Source organism: Acidovorax radicis, assembly GCF_020510705.1.
Taxonomy (GTDB): domain Bacteria; phylum Pseudomonadota; class Gammaproteobacteria; order Burkholderiales; family Burkholderiaceae_C; genus Acidovorax; species Acidovorax radicis_A.
The window spans coordinates 4,035,783-4,050,997 of the sequence record NZ_CP075184.1; the positions used below are offsets into that span (position 1 = coordinate 4,035,783).

The 15,215-nt window shown below is 63.2% G+C and carries 16 protein-coding genes; 5 read left to right on the forward strand and 11 right to left on the reverse strand.

Annotated features, from left to right (window positions below):
• Positions 1 to 8: 8 nt before the first annotated feature.
• On the reverse strand, positions 9 to 767 hold the full coding sequence (locus KI609_RS18460; protein ID WP_226445005.1) for a Nif3-like dinuclear metal center hexameric protein: 759 nt from the start codon (positions 765 to 767) through the stop codon (positions 9 to 11).
• A gap of 124 nt (positions 768 to 891) precedes the next feature.
• Here KI609_RS18460 and KI609_RS18465 point away from each other — a divergent pair, with 124 nt between their 5' ends.
• Entirely contained in the window at positions 892 to 2,040 is a 1,149-nt protein-coding gene (locus tag KI609_RS18465) for a trypsin-like peptidase domain-containing protein (RefSeq protein ID WP_226445006.1), read from the forward strand.
• 310 nt (positions 2,041 to 2,350) lie between these two features.
• On the opposite strand, the gene tatC is transcribed toward KI609_RS18465, so the two are convergent.
• The 10 genes from tatC to galE form a co-directional block, all read right to left on the reverse strand.
• Positions 2,351 to 3,154 carry a twin-arginine translocase subunit TatC gene (tatC, locus tag KI609_RS18470; RefSeq protein WP_226445007.1) on the reverse strand — a complete coding sequence of 268 codons (804 nt, stop codon included), beginning with the start codon at positions 3,152 to 3,154 and terminating at the stop codon, positions 2,351 to 2,353.
• 58 nt (positions 3,155 to 3,212) lie between these two features.
• Positions 3,213 to 3,677, reverse strand: a complete 465-nt coding sequence (gene tatB / locus KI609_RS18475; RefSeq protein ID WP_226445008.1) for a Sec-independent protein translocase protein TatB — start codon at positions 3,675 to 3,677, stop codon at positions 3,213 to 3,215.
• Between the two features lie 40 nt (positions 3,678 to 3,717).
• Complete coding sequence (tatA, locus tag KI609_RS18480; RefSeq protein WP_226445009.1) at positions 3,718 to 3,954, reverse strand: Sec-independent protein translocase subunit TatA; 237 nt, start codon at positions 3,952 to 3,954, stop codon at positions 3,718 to 3,720.
• 106 nt (positions 3,955 to 4,060) lie between these two features.
• Positions 4,061 to 4,417, reverse strand: coding sequence for a histidine triad nucleotide-binding protein (locus tag KI609_RS18485; RefSeq protein ID WP_226445010.1), 357 nt, complete (start codon positions 4,415 to 4,417; stop codon positions 4,061 to 4,063).
• A 52-nt stretch (positions 4,418 to 4,469) separates the two neighbouring features.
• Entirely contained in the window at positions 4,470 to 5,507 is a 1,038-nt protein-coding gene (locus KI609_RS18490) for a patatin-like phospholipase family protein (RefSeq protein ID WP_226445011.1), read from the reverse strand.
• Entirely contained in the window at positions 5,500 to 5,886 is a 387-nt protein-coding gene (locus KI609_RS18495; RefSeq protein ID WP_226445012.1) for a DUF4870 family protein, read from the reverse strand. The genes KI609_RS18490 and KI609_RS18495 overlap by 8 nt, the downstream gene beginning before the upstream one ends.
• The gene (locus tag KI609_RS18500; protein ID WP_226445013.1) at positions 5,883 to 6,257 is read right to left on the reverse strand and encodes a phosphoribosyl-ATP diphosphatase; all 375 of its coding nucleotides are present in this window, start codon (positions 6,255 to 6,257) and stop codon (positions 5,883 to 5,885) included. Before KI609_RS18500 ends, KI609_RS18495 begins: the two co-directional genes overlap by 4 nt.
• Before the next feature lie 5 nt (positions 6,258 to 6,262).
• Positions 6,263 to 6,661: a phosphoribosyl-AMP cyclohydrolase gene (gene hisI / locus KI609_RS18505; RefSeq protein ID WP_226445014.1), complete on the reverse strand. Its 399-nt coding sequence runs from the start codon at positions 6,659 to 6,661 to the stop codon at positions 6,263 to 6,265.
• A 112-nt stretch (positions 6,662 to 6,773) separates the two neighbouring features.
• Positions 6,774 to 7,574: an imidazole glycerol phosphate synthase subunit HisF gene (gene hisF / locus KI609_RS18510; protein ID WP_226445015.1), complete on the reverse strand. Its 801-nt coding sequence runs from the start codon at positions 7,572 to 7,574 to the stop codon at positions 6,774 to 6,776.
• Between the two features lie 228 nt (positions 7,575 to 7,802).
• Positions 7,803 to 8,816 (reverse strand): UDP-glucose 4-epimerase GalE, encoded by a 1,014-nt coding sequence (gene galE / locus KI609_RS18515; RefSeq protein WP_226445016.1) that lies wholly within the window; start codon positions 8,814 to 8,816, stop codon positions 7,803 to 7,805.
• Between the two features lie 348 nt (positions 8,817 to 9,164).
• Here galE and KI609_RS18520 point away from each other — a divergent pair, with 348 nt between their 5' ends.
• The 4 genes from KI609_RS18520 to KI609_RS18535 are packed head-to-tail and all read left to right on the forward strand — an operon-like array spanning position 9,165 to position 15,189.
• Entirely contained in the window at positions 9,165 to 10,565 is a 1,401-nt protein-coding gene (locus tag KI609_RS18520; protein WP_226445017.1) for a hypothetical protein, read from the forward strand.
• Between the two features lie 4 nt (positions 10,566 to 10,569).
• Positions 10,570 to 11,895: a glycosyltransferase family 2 protein gene (locus tag KI609_RS18525; RefSeq protein ID WP_226445018.1), complete on the forward strand. Its 1,326-nt coding sequence runs from the start codon at positions 10,570 to 10,572 to the stop codon at positions 11,893 to 11,895.
• Between the two features lies 1 nt (position 11,896).
• Entirely contained in the window at positions 11,897 to 14,104 is a 2,208-nt protein-coding gene (locus KI609_RS18530) for a TolC family protein (RefSeq protein ID WP_226445019.1), read from the forward strand.
• Positions 14,101 to 15,189 (forward strand): HlyD family secretion protein, encoded by a 1,089-nt coding sequence (locus KI609_RS18535; protein WP_226445020.1) that lies wholly within the window; start codon positions 14,101 to 14,103, stop codon positions 15,187 to 15,189. Before KI609_RS18530 ends, KI609_RS18535 begins: the two co-directional genes overlap by 4 nt.
• Positions 15,190 to 15,215 lie beyond the last annotated feature (26 nt).

A 15,215-nucleotide genomic window follows, 5' to 3' on the forward strand; every position in this document is an offset into this window, starting at 1 on the left:
AAGACGCCCTACGCAGGGTTGTCGATCTCGATGAACTGGTGCGCCAACCCCAGTTGCGCAGCCACATGCGACGCCACAGCCGGGGCACCATACCGCTCGGTAGCGTGGTGGCCCGCAGCGATGAAACTCACGCCCATTTCCCGCGCAAGGTGCGCCTGGGGCTCTGAAATTTCTCCGGTGATGAAAGCATCGGCGCCGGCCGCCACGGCAGATTCGAAATAACCCTGCGCGCCGCCCGTGCACCACGCCACGCGCCGGATAGGCTGCGCGGCGGCACCAGCGGGTTGCACCAGCGTCACATGCCTGCCCAGCGCCTGGGCCACATGGTCTGCCAGCGCCTGGCTGCTGGCAAACATGGCGGGCCCAATACACCCGAGGTCCTGCTCCCCAAAGCGGGCATCGGCGGCGAGCCCCAGCACACGACCGAGCTGCGCGTTGTTGCCCAGGTCGGCATGGGCGTCCAGTGGCAGGTGGTAAGCCAACAGGTTGATGTCGTGCACGAGCAGCAGTTGAAGGCGCTGCTTCATCCAGCCGGTAATGCGACCGTCCTGGCCGCGCCAGAACAAGCCATGGTGCACAAAGATGGCGTCTGCCTGCGCAGCAATGGCCGCCTCGATCAACGCGCGGCTGGCCGTCACGCCGCTCACCACGCGCTGGATCTCGGCCTTGCCTTCGACCTGGAGGCCGTTGGGGCCGTAATCCTTGAAGCGCTCAGGTTGAAGCAGGCCATCAAACGCCTGCAGAAGTTGGGTGCGGGAAATGCTCATCGGCCTATTGTCGCGCGCGTTACCCCGCGCGGTGCCCCACCCACATTCGGAGACAATGCGTACACGAAGGCCCTGGCGCAGGCCACCCTCCCCCTCCCTATTGCCCCACCCTTGTTCACATTTCATGAAACGACTCTGGCTGCTGTTTTCTCAGACCGTAACGGTGCTCGTTGCGGCCTATTTTGTTGTTGCCACGCTCCAGCCCGAATGGCTGGGCCGGGGCACCACCCGCTCAGGGGCGGGCATCGCCTTGCTGGAGGCCCCGGCCAGCCCCACGTCACAACCCGCCACCGGCAGCTTCAGCGGCGCGGCCCGCAAGGCGGCACCGGCCGTTGTCAGCATCAATACCAGCAAGGAAGTTCGCAATTCACGCAGCAACGATCCCTGGTTCCAGTTTTTCTTTGGCGACCAGGGAAGCCAGGCGCAAGCGGGCCTGGGCAGCGGCGTGATCGTGAGCCCTGACGGCTACATCCTGACCAACAACCATGTAGTGGAAGGGGCCGACGAAATCGAAGTGACCTTGACAGATCGCCGCCGAGCGCGGGCGCGTGTCATCGGCACCGATCCAGATACCGACCTGGCCATCCTGAAAATCGAACTCGACAAGCTGCCCGTCATCGTGCTGGGCAACTCCGACGCCCTGGACGTGGGCGACCAGGTGCTGGCCATTGGCAACCCGTTTGGCGTGGGCCAGACCGTGACCAGCGGCATCGTGAGTGCACTGGGCCGCAGCCAGCTGGGCATCAACACGTTTGAAAACTTCATCCAGACTGACGCGGCCATCAACCCCGGCAATTCGGGCGGAGCGCTGGTGGACGTGAACGGCAACCTGATGGGCATCAACACCGCCATCTACTCGCGCTCGGGCGGCAGCATGGGCATCGGCTTCGCCATTCCGGTATCCACGGCGCGGCTGGTGCTCGACGGCATCGTCAAGGACGGCCAGGTGACGCGCGGCTGGATTGGCGTGGAGCCCAATGAACTCTCGCCCGAGCTGGCCGAGACCTTCGGCGTAAAGAAGGCCACTGAAGGTGTGATCATTACCGGCGTGCTGCAAGACGGCCCAGCCGCCCAGGCGGGCATGCGCCCTGGCGATGTGATCGTGCGCGTGGACAGCAAGAACGTCGGCACGGTATCCGAACTACTGACCTCTGTAGCGGCCCTCAAGCCAGGCACCGCCTCCACCTTTGAAATCCAACGCGCAGACAAACAGGTGGAGCTGAGCATCACCCCGGGTGTGCGCCCGCGGCCACAGCGCAACGTGAGGCGTTAAGCGTTGCTCTCGCTGGCTGCCGGTTGGCCAGCGGCGTGTGGGGCTTTGCCAAAGCCCCATTTCAGTCAAGGAAGGCAGCCCGACATGCCTCGAACCGCATGGGTGTTTTATCGGGACGGCACCGTGTCAGGCTCCCGCCCCACCCAGGGCTGTCAACCCAGTCCATCGCAACCAATACATTGGCATAAAAAAAGCTACTGGCGCTTGATACACAAGCGTCAGCAGCTATATTTTTATGAGCACCCCGTCCGGGCAAGAGAGCCATAGGGGTTTTGCGCGCAGGACCCGTTGCGGGCCCCGAGTGACGCTGTCAGGACGATGTCGAAGAGGACGCGGAGTCCTCTTCGGCATCTGGTGCCTGGGTATGTTTGATAAAAATCTGCGCCGCCCATATGCCCACTTCATACAGCAGGCACATAGGGATCGCCAGCGACAGCTGCGACACCACATCGGGCGGCGTCACGATGGCTGCGGCCACAAAAGCGAGCACGATGAAATAGCCGCGAAACTCGCGCAGCTTTTGCACACTGACGATGCCCATGCGGGCCAACACCACCACCGCAATCGGCACCTCGAACGCCAGGCCAAAAGCCAGGAACATGGACAGTACGAAGCTCAGATACGCCTCGATGTCTGGCGCCGCCGTGATGCTCTTGGGTGCAAAACTCTGGATGAAAGCGAACACCTGGCCAAACACCAAGAAGTAACAAAACGCCACGCCCACAAAAAACAGCAGCGTGCTCGAAACCACCAGCGGCAACACCAGTTTTTTCTCATGCGAGTACAGGCCCGGCGCCACGAACGCCCAGACCTGCCACAGCACAACCGGCAGAGCCACCAGGAAGGCCGCCAGGAGCAGAATCTTGAGTGGCACCATAAAAGGCGAGATAACCGATGTGGCGATCAGCGTGGCCCCTTTGGGCAGATGCGCCACCAGCGGGGCCGCCAGAAAATCGTACAAGGCACCAGGGCCCGGAAAGAAGAACAGGATCGCTGCCGCGATGCCAATGGCAATGACGGCCTTGATCAGCCGGTCGCGCAGCTCCATCAGGTGCTGCACGAACGGCTGCTCGGTGCCAGCCAGCTCGTCTTCTTGGGAGGGGGTGTCGGACATGGTGGATTTTCAGGGGCGTGCGAAACGCCCATTCAGTGCGCGAGGCACAGGATGCAGATCAGTGGAATTTTTGGGGACGGTAGCGCGCCACACGGGCCGCGCCCGACTGTGCCTTGGTGCGCACGCCATTTTTGGCCTTGTACCACTGGGGCATCGCACCGCGCTTGAGACGCCAGTTCTTGCCAGGGTGCTTGTAGGCGGGCACCACGGTGGACGGCTCAAACGACGACGCTGCGTTGGCGGTGCCAGTCGCGTCGGCCCAGTCTTTCTCGAACTCGCTGGCGCTGGTCTGGATGGAATTTTGCACATCGCGTGCAGCGGTCTCCACCGTGTCCTTCATCTTCTTGAGTTCGTCAAGTTCCATGGACCGGTTGACCTCCGACTTCACGTCGGCCACATACCGCTGTGCCTTGCCCAGCAAGGTGCCCACGGTGCGCGCCACACGCGGCAGCTTCTCCGGGCCAATGACGATGAGCGCCACGGCGCCAATCAGCGCCATCTTGGACAGACCAATATCAATCATGGATCAAGCGCCAATGCGGGGACAGGCCACCACCGCCAGCTCAGCTTTTTTGCTTGGCTTCGACATCGATGGTGGTCTTGTCGGTGGCCGGGTTGTTGGCCACCTGGCCAGCAGGTGGCGTGGCAGGGGCGTCGGCTGAGCCATCGCGCATGCCGTCCTTGAAGCCCTTGACGGCGCCCCCCAAATCAGAGCCCATGTTCTTGAGCTTCTTGGTACCAAACACCATGACCACAATCAGCAGCACGATCAGCCAGTGCCAGATGGAAAAAGAGCCCATGAGATATCTCCTAACGAATTGCAATCATTTTAGACGGGGGCGATGACAGGATTTCGCCACTGCAGCATCGCCACAAGGAACGCGCCGCCGACACCGTCAGCCTGGTTCAGCCTTTGAGCCATGGGCGCGGACCGCCCATCACATGCAGATGAAGATGGTGGATTTCCTGCCCACCTTCAAGCCCCGTGTTTACCACGACGCGAAAACCACCGTCCGGATACGGATTGCAGCCCTGCTCCAGTGCCAGTTTTGGCGCCAGCGCCATCATGCGCCCAAGTATTCCTGCGTCAGCTGCGGTGACCTGCGCCATCGAAGGGATATGCCGCTTGGGGACCATCAGGAAGTGGACCGGCGCCCACGGTTTGATGTCGTGAAAGACGAAGACTTCTTCATCTTCATAGATTTTCTTCGACGGGATCTGACCCGCGGTGATTTTGCAGAAAAGGCAGTTCGGATCGTGCATTGTGGGCAAAGGGAATACAGGTTCGTACACGGCTTTTGACGGACTCGGGGGCTCAGGCATTGTCGGCGATTTTGATCGTAGGGCGCACGCCCACATCCTTGTGGTGCACGTGAATCCACGCTTGCCCGGCCACACGGCCCAGTTCAAACAGTTGGCGTACAAAGGCCAGATCCGCGCGCAACTTGCTGTCGGAGCCAAACGGGGCGAGCACCGAACCGCCGTCGATGCGATGCATGCGCACGCTCTTGTAGCGACGCGCGTCCAACTTGCCTTCGGCGAGCAGACGGCGCACAAATTCGATGGCGCGCAACTCGGCCAGCAGGCTCGCGTTGAACGTGACCTCGTTCATGCGGTCCATGATTTCAGAAGCGGTAGTGGGCACGCCCTGGTGATCAATGGGGTTGATCTGCACCAGCAAAATGTCGGCGGTTTCGGTCAGATAGAGAAGCGGATGCAGCGCGGGGTTGCCTGAGTAGCCACCATCCCAATAGGGCTCGCCCTCAATCTCCACGGCCTTGAACATCATGGGCAGGCAGGCCGATGCCATCACGGCGTCGGCGCTCAGGCGGGGGCCAGAAAAAATTTCGCCACGGCCCGTACGCACATTGGTGGCACACACAAAGACCTTGGGGCCGGCCACGCGCGCGCGGGTGGCGCACAGCAGGCTGAAATCCACCTCGCGCTCCAGCAGCTTGCGCAAGGGATTGAATCCCAGCGGGTTGATCTGGGAGGGCGAGAACCACTGCGACATCATGCCCATCAGGGGGTTGGCTGCCGACAGCGGCGTGCCCCAGGTCAGGCTACCCAGCGCACCCACCCCTTCCCACAGGCGCGCGAGCGACTCACGGGCGAGCGCGCAGCCCGCTTGGTGGGCTTCTTCGGGGTCTTTGTAGGTTTGGGCCGCCTGGGCAAAACCATGCGCCAACGCCACTGCGTTCATGGCGCCGGCACTGGTGCCGCTGACCCCATCGAGCTGCCACCGCCCGTCTTCGAGCAGTGCGTCCAGCACGCCCCAGGTAAGCGCCCCGTGGGATCCCCCGCCCTGCAACGCCAGGTTCAGGCGCACGCGGGGCACGCCCACGTCAGTCATCGACCGCCTGGCTTTTGCTCATTGCAACCATGCCGCGCACGATGCGGTACAGGAACCAGATGGAGATCAGAATCCACGCGGGGTTGAAGAGGAACAAGCCCAGCAGCCAAAACGGCGCTGTGACGATGTACAGCACGCCCGCCCAGATTACTGTGCGAATACGCCACGAAAAATGTTTGGACTGCCAAGTCCCCTCGGCATCGCCACGTTTGACCAGATCGATCACCAGCGCAATGACCAACAGCAGCGCACTGGCTTGCGCACCCGGCAGCACCGCCCCAACGGCCACGATCAGGTGCAGGATGTAGCTGACCCAGCCTATCGACTTGAGGTCTTGCGCCTTCTGCTCCCGGGTTTGCACGTCGATGATGTCGCTCATGAAGCCCCCTCGTCGGTGGAACGCGCAACGGCCTTGCGCAAGGCTTTTTCTTCAATGCCGCTGGTGCCCTCGCGGCGCTCGAGCTCGGTCAACACGTCGGCGGGCGTAAGGCCATAGTGGGCCAGGGCCACCATCGAGTGAAACCACAGATCGGCCACTTCGTAGACGATCTTCGATTTGTCGGCGCCGTGGTCCACGTCCTTGGCGGCCATGACGACCTCGGTGGCTTCTTCACCAATTTTTTTCAAGAAAGCGTCCGGCCCCTTGTGCAGCAGGCGCGTGACGTAGCTCTTTTCGGGATCGCCACCATTGGCGGGCTTGCGGCTTTCGATGACGGCGGCCAGGCGGGCGAGGGAATCGTTGGAACTCATAGACATTACTTGTAGATGGAACCGGGGTCTTTCAAGACCGGATCAACCGGTTGCCACACGCCATCACGCAGCACGCTGAAGAAGCAGCTGTGGCGCCCGGTGTGGCAGGCAATGCCGGGCTCGTGGCCGAGTTGGGTGACTTTGAGCAACACCACGTCGTTGTCGCAGTCCAGGCGGATTTCATGCACCGTCTGCATGTGGCCCGACTCTTCGCCCTTGAACCACAGTTTCTTGCGCGAGCGGCTGAAGTACACAGCGCGGCCGAGCTCTGCGGTTTGCGCGAGGGCCTCACGGTTCATCCACGCAAACATCAGCACGTCGCCCGTGCCCTGCTCTTGCGCAATCACGGGCACCAGGCCCTGCGCATCCCATTTCACTTCGTTGAGCCAGTTCATGGGCGGCATTGTCGGTGATTTGAACGACAGCCCAAGTGGTCAGCGCCACCATTTGAAGCCTTTTCGGGCAGTAGCGCTTATGGGATAAGCGCTAAAAGCTATAAAATAAATAGCAAAACAATCACAACCTCACCGGGATACCACGCTCTGCCATGTGCCGCTTGGACTGGCCCACGGTGTACTCGCCATAGTGAAAAATGCTGGCGGCCAATACCGCGTCGGCACCGCCGATCTGGATGCCGTCGGCCAGGTGGTCGAGGTTGCCCACGCCGCCTGAGGCGATCACGGGCACGCTCACCGCATCGCTCACGGCACGCGTGAGCGCCAGGTCAAAGCCCGCCTTGGTGCCGTCGCGGTCCATGCTGGTCAGGAGGATCTCGCCCGCGCCGCGCCGCGCCATCTCGGTGGCCCAGGCCACGGCGTCAAGCCCGGTGTTTTTGCGGCCACCATGGCTGTACACGTCCCAGCCCGGCCCGACGGGTTGGCCGTCGGCCCCGGGGCGCTGCGCATCCGCGTCGGATCGGCGTTTGGCGTCGATGGCGACCACGATGCACTGCGCGCCGTATTTCGCGGAGGCTGCGTTGATCACGTCGGGATTGGCGATAGCCGCCGAGTTGAAGCTGGTCTTGTCCGCGCCCGCATTGAGCAGGCGGCGCACGTCTTCCACGGTGCGCACGCCCCCGCCTACCGTGAGCGGAATGAACACCTGGCTGGCGACGGCTTCAATGATGGGCAGGATCAGATCGCGCCCATCGCTGGTGGCCGTGATGTCCAGAAAGGTGAGCTCGTCGGCGCCCTGGGCGTTGTAGCGCGCGGCGATCTCGACAGGGTCGCCTGCGTCGCGCAGTTCGACGAAGTTGACGCCCTTGACGACCCGGCCACCAGTGACGTCAAGACAGGGGATGATGCGTTTGGCAAGCATGGCGCGTGAATGGTATGAAGTAAGAGGGAAAAAATGGCAAAAAGCGGTGGAATTCCACCGCGCGTTGACTTGGTTGATGTGAGTATCTCGCTGCAGAGCGTTCTACCGGGTGGCACGGCCGACGCAACCTGGGAGGCCAAGAAAAACAAACACACCGCTTTTGCGACACCGATTGTCCACTGCCTCGCGGGCTACCCACACGCCTGTCGGTGTGGCGCCTGCGAGGCCTCACCCTTGCAGGCTTGCGGCCACACCACTTTGCCAGCGCCAGGCATCCTCGCACATGCGTTCCAGACCATGGTGGGCATGCCAGCCCAGCAGCCGCCCGGCCAGGGCGGGGTCGGCCCAGCACTGGGCCACGTCGCCAGGGCGGCGCTCCACCACCTGGTAAGGCACCGAGCGGCCGCTGGCCCGCTCAAACGCCCGCACCATCTCCAGCACAGACACTGGCTTGCCAGTGCCCAGATTCACCGTCAGCCCCCCCGTGTGGCTGCGCAGATAACGCAACGCCGCCACATGGCCTTCTGCCAGGTCACAGACGTGGATGTAGTCACGCACGCCCGTGCCGTCGGGCGTGGGGTAGTCGCCCCCGTACACGCTCAGGCGCTCGCGGGCGCCCACCGCCACCTGCGCCACATACGGCAGCAGGTTGTTGGGCACATCCCTGGGGTCTTCGCCGATCCAGCCGCTTTCGTGCGCACCGACAGGGTTGAAATAACGCAGCCGCGCGATATGCCACTGGCCGGGCTCGGCGGTGTCCACATCGGCAAGCACCTGCTCCATCATGAGCTTGCTGGCGCCATAGGGGTTCTGCGCAGAAACCGGCGCTTCCTCGCGAATGGGCACAGAAGCCGGTTCGCCATATACCGTTGCGGACGAGGAAAACACCATGGTGCGCACGTTGGCCGCCTGCATCGCACGCAGCACATTCACCGTACCCGCCACATTGTTGTCGTAATAACGCAGAGGCTCACGCACTGACTCGCCTACGGCTTTGAGCCCTGCAAAGTGGATCACCGCATCAATGGGATGCTGCTCCAGCACCCGCTGGAGCAATCCAGCGTCGCGTATATCGCCTTCGACAAAGGGAACGGGGGCGCCGGTGATGCGCTGCACACGCTCAAGCACCGAGCGGCGGCTATTGCAAAGATTGTCCAGCACCAGGAACGGCATGCCTGCCGCTGCCAGCGCTACGCAGGTGTGAGAGCCAATGAAGCCGGCGCCGCCGGTGACAAGAATCACGAAATGGGTCTCCTCAAAATGATAAGTACGGCTGTACGGCTGTACGGCTGTACGGCGGCAGACAGGCGCCGGGGCCTGGGCCCTGCACCACTTCTTCCCGCCTACGGCCACCTATGTCCGCTGCCCCATACACCTGGCCCCCGGATCGGTTCGAAAGGGGCCCATTGTTATGATGCGCGCCATTGATTTTGCCTAAAGCCAATACCGTTCGCGGTGCGGAAAATAGCATGTCTGCATTGCCTCCTGCGGCGCAGCGCCTTCCCATTCAGTGGGGTCGCCCCATTTTCACCGTCGCCAAGGCAACGCCACCATGTCAGCCCTCTTAACGCGTCACGCACCGATATTCCCGTGTCCACCCTGACTTCCCCCTCCGATTTCGCCTCGCCCGCTGCGCAAATGGTAGTGCTGCGCCCCACCGGCACACCCTCCCATGCGGAGCCGGATTCCTTGGTATTCGCCTCATGGGACGCGTACACAGCGTCTGGAGCGTCGCCGCTGGGGTTTTATCTGGACGGGTGGAGCGCGCAAATAGCGGATGCGATGATCGTCCAGATTCGCCGAAGCGTCTGGTGGGACCGTCCGGTGCTGGTGCCCCCCGGGATGGACGAAGCGCCCTTATTGGTCGATGGGATCGCCCCGTACCCCGATGCGGTGGCGATCAGCGAGCGCTCACTGGCCGTGCGCCGCAGCCTCAGACTGCGTACGGAAGACATGCGCCTTGACGAGCGCGTGCTCTATTTCCTGTATCTCCGGGACAATGCCGAACTGCAGCCACTGTGCGAACGCAGCAATGCCACGCTCTATCGCTACCCCACGGTGGATGCCCTGGCGCAGCAGGGCGAAGACGCCGCCAACTGCCTGGTCACACTGGTGCGGCGCAAGCTCCTCGAGCCGACCACCCTGATCGACCGAACCCGGCATTGCCGTGTGTGCGGTTGTGCGCACATCCACTACATCGACATCTGCCCCCATTGCTCGAGCCTGCACATCCGCAAGGAGCCTTCGCTGCATTGCTTTGCGTGCGGCCACATCGCGCCCGCAAACGACTTCAACAACGATGGCGCGCTCACCTGCCCCCAGTGCAATGCTGCACTGCGTCACATCGGCGTGGACTATGACCGGCCGCTCACGCAATACGCTTGTGGCAGTTGCCACCATGTCTTTGTAGAAACCTCGGTGCAGGCAAGGTGCCTGGACTGCCATGCCACATCCGATCCCAGTGCATTGGATGTGCGTGAAATCGCCGCGTTGCGGTTGAGCGCACATGGCCGCACAGCCTTGCGCGCCGGGCAGATCCATGAATCGTTCGCTGCACTCGACACTGCCAACTACGTGGAGCCTTACCATTTTCGCCGCATGCTCGACTGGGCATTGGTCACCAGCACGCGGCATGCCGAAATGCAGTTCGGCCTGATGCTGGTGGAGTTCCTCAACGCCACTGATCTCATCGAAAAACGCGGCGCAGCGCGGGTATTTTTGCTGCTGGATGAATTTGCACGCCGCCTGCACGAACTGCTGCGCACGTCAGACATCACCACGCGCACACAGGAAGACAAGCTCTGGCTCTTTCTGCCGTTCTCGGCACCCGAAGGGCTGGCCCAGCGGCTTCGCAGCGCCCTGGCAGACCAGGCCTCCTCGAACGCCGGCCCCTCACTGATCGCCCGCATACGCCACGTCCAGATCCCGAAAGATTTACGTCCCGGCGACCAGGCCGACACCTTGATGACACGCTTGCAAGAGCAGGCCTGATCGCATGTTGGAGTATGCGGTTGTCGCTTTCAGCATGCTGTTTGCCAGCTCCAGCCAGCAGAACTGGCTGGAGCTGGCCCTCAAGTTCTTTCCGTTCGTGGTTTTACTGGAGGCCCCGTTTTACTTTCTGGTGACAGTGGGCATGGTGAAGTACGGGTTGCGTGAACACCTGCCGCACCACCAACGCGAGCGTTACCCAAGCGTCTCCTGCGTCATTACCTGCTATTCCGAGGGCGAGGATGTCCGCAAGACCATTCACTCCCTGGCCCAGCAGCTGTACCCCGGGTTCATAGAAATCATTCCCGTGATCGACGGCGCGCTGCAAAACCGCCCCACCCTGCTGGCCGCTCGCGGTGCCCAGGCCCTGTTGGCCGACACGCCACGGCGCAAACTGATCGTGCTGCCCAAGTGGCAACGCGGTGGGCGCGTGTCGTCGCTGAATGCGGGGCTCGCGATTGCCACCGGCGAAATCGTGATGGCACTGGACGGCGACACCTCGTTCGACAACGACATGGTGCGCAACGCCACGCGGCATTTTGACGACCCGGGCGTGGTGGGCGTGGCGGGCAACCTGCGGGTGCGCAACGCCAAGCGCTCCCTGGTTACACGGCTGCAGGCGCTGGAATACATGCTCTCCATTGGAGCTGGCAAAACCGGCCTGTCAGAGTTCAACATCGTCAACAACATCTCGGGCGCATTCGGCGTGTTTCGCACCCAGTTTCTGCGCCATCTGGGCGGCTGGGACGCCGGCTCAGCCGAAGACCTGGACATGACGACACGCATCAAGCAGTACTTCGGCCGGCATCCCAACCTGCGCATCGCGTTCGATCCCCATGCCGTAGGCCATACCGACGCCCCCCACACATGGCGCGTCTTCTTTCGCCAGCGCCTGCGTTGGGACGGGGACATGTTCTACATCTTCATCCGCAAGTTCCGTTTCAATCTGCGGCCACGGTTGCTGGGTTGGCGCAACTTTCTTTTTGTGCTGGTGAACGGCTTGATCATGCAATTGGTGATGCCTTTCATGATCGTTGCCTACACCGGGATGAGCTTGTTCACGCTGCCTGTGGGCGCGGTGCTGGGCGGGCTGGCGTTTATATACCTCGCCTATTTTTTCGCCCTGGTGTTTTATTTTGTGCTCTACGTGGTTGCCGTATCTGAGCGTCCCCGGGACGATCTGGAATATCTGTTGTTCCTGCCACTGTTTCCGTTGTTCGCCTTTGCCAACCGCGTGCATTGCTCTTTCTCCATCATGCAAGAGATGTTCATGAAGTCCCATCTCGACTCCTCCATGGCGCCCTGGTGGGTGCTGCGCAAGACGAAGTTCTGACATGCTCCTTCTTCGCCCCTTCCACGCCACGCTTGTCGCAGCGCTCGCTCTCGCATGCTCATGGGCGCAGGCTGCGGCCAACGCACATGAAGCCCCCCCTGCGGCAGTTCTGAAGGCCTCTCAGGCCCTGGCCTTTACGCCTCAAGCCAGCGGCACACCCGCGTCCCTGACGCAGCTGGAAACATGGGCGCGCACGCAGGCCCCTGCGGCCCGACTTGCCCAGACCGAAGTGGCAGTGGCCGAACAACGCAGCGCGTTCGCCGAAGCGCGCCAGGGAGCCCAGCTTTTTGGCGGGGCCGCCCTGGACAACACGCGTGAAGCGGTGACCGACTCCCTCAGCCGCGACTACCGGCGAGCCCAACTGGAAGTGGGGGTGCGTTGGCCGCTGCTGGGCAGCCGCGCAGCCCAGCAGCGCGATGTGCGCGAGGCAGATGAAGCCCTCACCAAGAGCCGGATACAGCGCCTTCAGGTCGACCATGAGGCCGTGCAATCGGTGCGCCGGGCCTATGTGCGCCATCTGCGCAGCAACCAGCGCGCGCGCATCACACAGGCCTTTCTGCAACCACGCTCGGGCGTTGAAGACCAGCTGCTGCGCCGACGCCAGGCCGGGGTTCTGCTGGAAGCCGACCGGCTGGAGCTGATCCAGCTGTTCGACAGCGTGCAGGCGGCATACGACAGCCAGGACACCGCACAGCAGCTGGCCAGCGCCGACCTCTCGCGCCTCACGGGCCAAGCCCGTCTCACCGTCGAGACCCGGGAACCGCTGTGGCCGCAAGCCTGCCTGGCGCCTCAGTTCGTGGCAACACAAGGCGACCAACATCCCGCCGTGAGGCTGGCTCAGCTCGACGTGGACGCGTCCTTGCGGCGGCAGGAGCAAGCGCACCTGGAAGGGGTGGACGCCAGCCTGTCGGTGGCCCAGTCCGTCAGCCGTGATCTGGGCGGCCAGCCAGGCCACAGCACCCGCGTGGGCGTGAATTTCTCCGTGCCACTGCAATGGCGTGCGCAGCGCGACGCAGCGCTTGCCCGGGCCCAGCGCGACAGCGACCGTGCGCAGGCCTTGTTGCTGCTGCGGCGCAGCGAGTTCGAGGCATCCAGCCAGCAAGCGCTGGCCAACTACCGGCTGCGCAGCAGAGAAGTGACCAGCTACGCGCTGCGCCAGCGAGCGGCGCTGGAAACGGTGCGCGTGGCACGGTTGCGCGTGGATGCATTTGACGGCGACGGCTATTCCAAACTGCTGACGGCGCGCTACGCGCTCTACCAAGCCGCCATGCAAACCGTTGACGGCGCGGAGCGGCGCGATTTGGCCGCCTTGGAGGTGCTGAGCCTGGGCGGTGACTGCCCGCTGGAATCGCCCGAGAGCGCGCCCGCCCCCCTCGACCCACTGACCGCCACGTTGACAGCACTCACCGCAGATACCGCTGACGCGGTGAGCACTGCCCAGATCCAGATCCAGATCCAGATCCAGACCCAGGCCGGCCTGGGCTGGTATGTCTGGCAGGCCCAGGCGCTGCTGGACCAGCCAGAGCGCCTGCAAGACATACCCGTTGGCAGCCAGCGTCTTCTCTTGTCATTCACGGCAGCCCAGTTGCGCGCCCTGAGCCAGCCCGGCGGGCTCGCTCAGCTCAACGCCTTTGCAGCCCGGGCACATGCCCTGCATCTGCGTATCGACCTGCTACTGGGTGATCCCGCCTGGGTGCTCCCCAAAGAGAGGCCCCAACTGTTGGCGCTGATAGACACGCTGCGTGACCTGCCCTTCGACGGCCTGCACCTGGACCTGGAACGCAGCCAGCTTCCGGCCAGCCAGCAACGCCGCTGGGAGACCTATCTCTTCGACACGCTGCGTGCGGTGCGCTCACGCACGCAGTGGCCCATGGCACTGACCACCCATTACCGCGAGCTGCGTGACCCCGCCTTTGCACGCCAGCTGCATGCGGCGGGCGTCAGCGAATTGGTGGCCATGGTGTATGTCAACAATCCAGAGCGCACAGCAACCATTGTTCGCCCCCTGCTGCAAGCACCGTCAGGCTTGCGCCTGTGGGTGGCACAAAGCATCGAACGCGCACTGCCCAGCCCGGAGAGCAGTTTCAACGCAGGCCGCGCGGCATCGCTGCAGCGCTGGCGCAATCTGATGCACCAACTCGCGCCCGTGCCAGGCTTCGCCGGCATCGTGGTGCAGTCGTTAGAAGACTATAGAGAGGCCCGGCCGTGAAGATTCAGTTCGATGTTCCGCCGGAATCGGCGCAGGAAACCAATGGGCTGGCAGTCCGCTACGCCGCATCGAAGCGCAAAGTCCCGCGTTGGCGCTGGTACTTGCTGCTCGCGATGGTGCTGCTGCCACCCGCCTATCTGCTGACCCGTTTTGGCGTTGCCTACTGGTGGGAAACAACGCCCGCGCAGGTGATGATCGAGCAGGTCACAGTGCGGGCGCCCTCCGTGGGGCGGGTGGTGCGCATTGCCCAGGTGGGGGAAACCCTTCAGCCAGGCCAGCCCGTGGCGGAACTCGAAGCCCCCGCCAAGGAAAAAATGGTGCAGCCTCTCCCCTTGGTAGCCCCGGCCCCGGCCCCGGCCCCGGCCCCCACCAAGCTGCTACAAAATCAGCACGCACGCCAAACGATGCTGAATGAAGCACACCAGCTGGCACAGGACCAACTGGCGATTCAGCAAGCCCGCCTCCAAAGGATGCAGGACCTGTGGAACCAGGGCGCAGCCACACGCCAGGAGGTCGACAACGCACGCCTGCAAGCGCTGCAGGCCCAAGTCGAAGTCAGCCGGGCCCGCGCCGACATCCGCGAACACCGGACCCTGCTGGTGCAGGAGCGCATGCCCACTGAAACGCAGGCGCCGTCGGCGCCAAACCTGGCGGCAAAGCCCGAGGCCACGGCGCCCTCACCCGTGCCCGCGACGACAGCTGTGGCATCGCCTGCGGGCGCCAAAGTGCTGCGCACCCTGGTGCACAAGGGCGACTGGGTTGCACCAGGCACCGACATCGCTGTTGTGCAAACGAACGCCGAGCCCCTGGTCTACGCCTACCTGCCGGCCAAAGAGGCGCGCTATGCCCAACTGGGCCGCGAGGCCACATTGCGCTTCATGGACGGGGGAAGGGTGCGGGCCAAAGTCGTGGGCCTGGCACCGGAAGTACAGGGCACCCCCGCCGACCGGGTATCCCCTCTGACGCCGCGCACCACGTCCATTGTGGTGCGGCTACAGGCCGTGACACCGCTGCCAGAGAGCTATCACATCCAGCAGCTGCCGCTCGACGTCCGGTTCGACTGGGTGCCCGCCTCGTGGTTCTGATGGCCAGAAAACCTCGGGCTAAATAG

Coding starts and splice junctions, on each gene's coding strand:
- KI609_RS18460 (WP_226445005.1), bottom strand. CDS start 767: ATGAGCATTTCCCGCACCCAACTTCTGCAGGCGTTTGATGGCCTGCTT.
- KI609_RS18465 (WP_226445006.1), top strand. CDS start 892: ATGAAACGACTCTGGCTGCTGTTTTCTCAGACCGTAACGGTGCTCGTT.
- tatC (WP_226445007.1), bottom strand. CDS start 3,154: ATGTCCGACACCCCCTCCCAAGAAGACGAGCTGGCTGGCACCGAGCAG.
- tatB (WP_226445008.1), bottom strand. CDS start 3,677: ATGATTGATATTGGTCTGTCCAAGATGGCGCTGATTGGCGCCGTGGCG.
- tatA (WP_226445009.1), bottom strand. CDS start 3,954: ATGGGCTCTTTTTCCATCTGGCACTGGCTGATCGTGCTGCTGATTGTG.
- KI609_RS18485 (WP_226445010.1), bottom strand. CDS start 4,417: ATGCACGATCCGAACTGCCTTTTCTGCAAAATCACCGCGGGTCAGATC.
- KI609_RS18490 (WP_226445011.1), bottom strand. CDS start 5,507: ATGACTGACGTGGGCGTGCCCCGCGTGCGCCTGAACCTGGCGTTGCAG.
- KI609_RS18495 (WP_226445012.1), bottom strand. CDS start 5,886: ATGAGCGACATCATCGACGTGCAAACCCGGGAGCAGAAGGCGCAAGAC.
- KI609_RS18500 (WP_226445013.1), bottom strand. CDS start 6,257: ATGAGTTCCAACGATTCCCTCGCCCGCCTGGCCGCCGTCATCGAAAGC.
- hisI (WP_226445014.1), bottom strand. CDS start 6,661: ATGCCGCCCATGAACTGGCTCAACGAAGTGAAATGGGATGCGCAGGGC.
- hisF (WP_226445015.1), bottom strand. CDS start 7,574: ATGCTTGCCAAACGCATCATCCCCTGTCTTGACGTCACTGGTGGCCGG.
- KI609_RS18525 (WP_226445018.1), top strand. CDS start 10,570: ATGTTGGAGTATGCGGTTGTCGCTTTCAGCATGCTGTTTGCCAGCTCC.
- KI609_RS18530 (WP_226445019.1), top strand. CDS start 11,897: ATGCTCCTTCTTCGCCCCTTCCACGCCACGCTTGTCGCAGCGCTCGCT.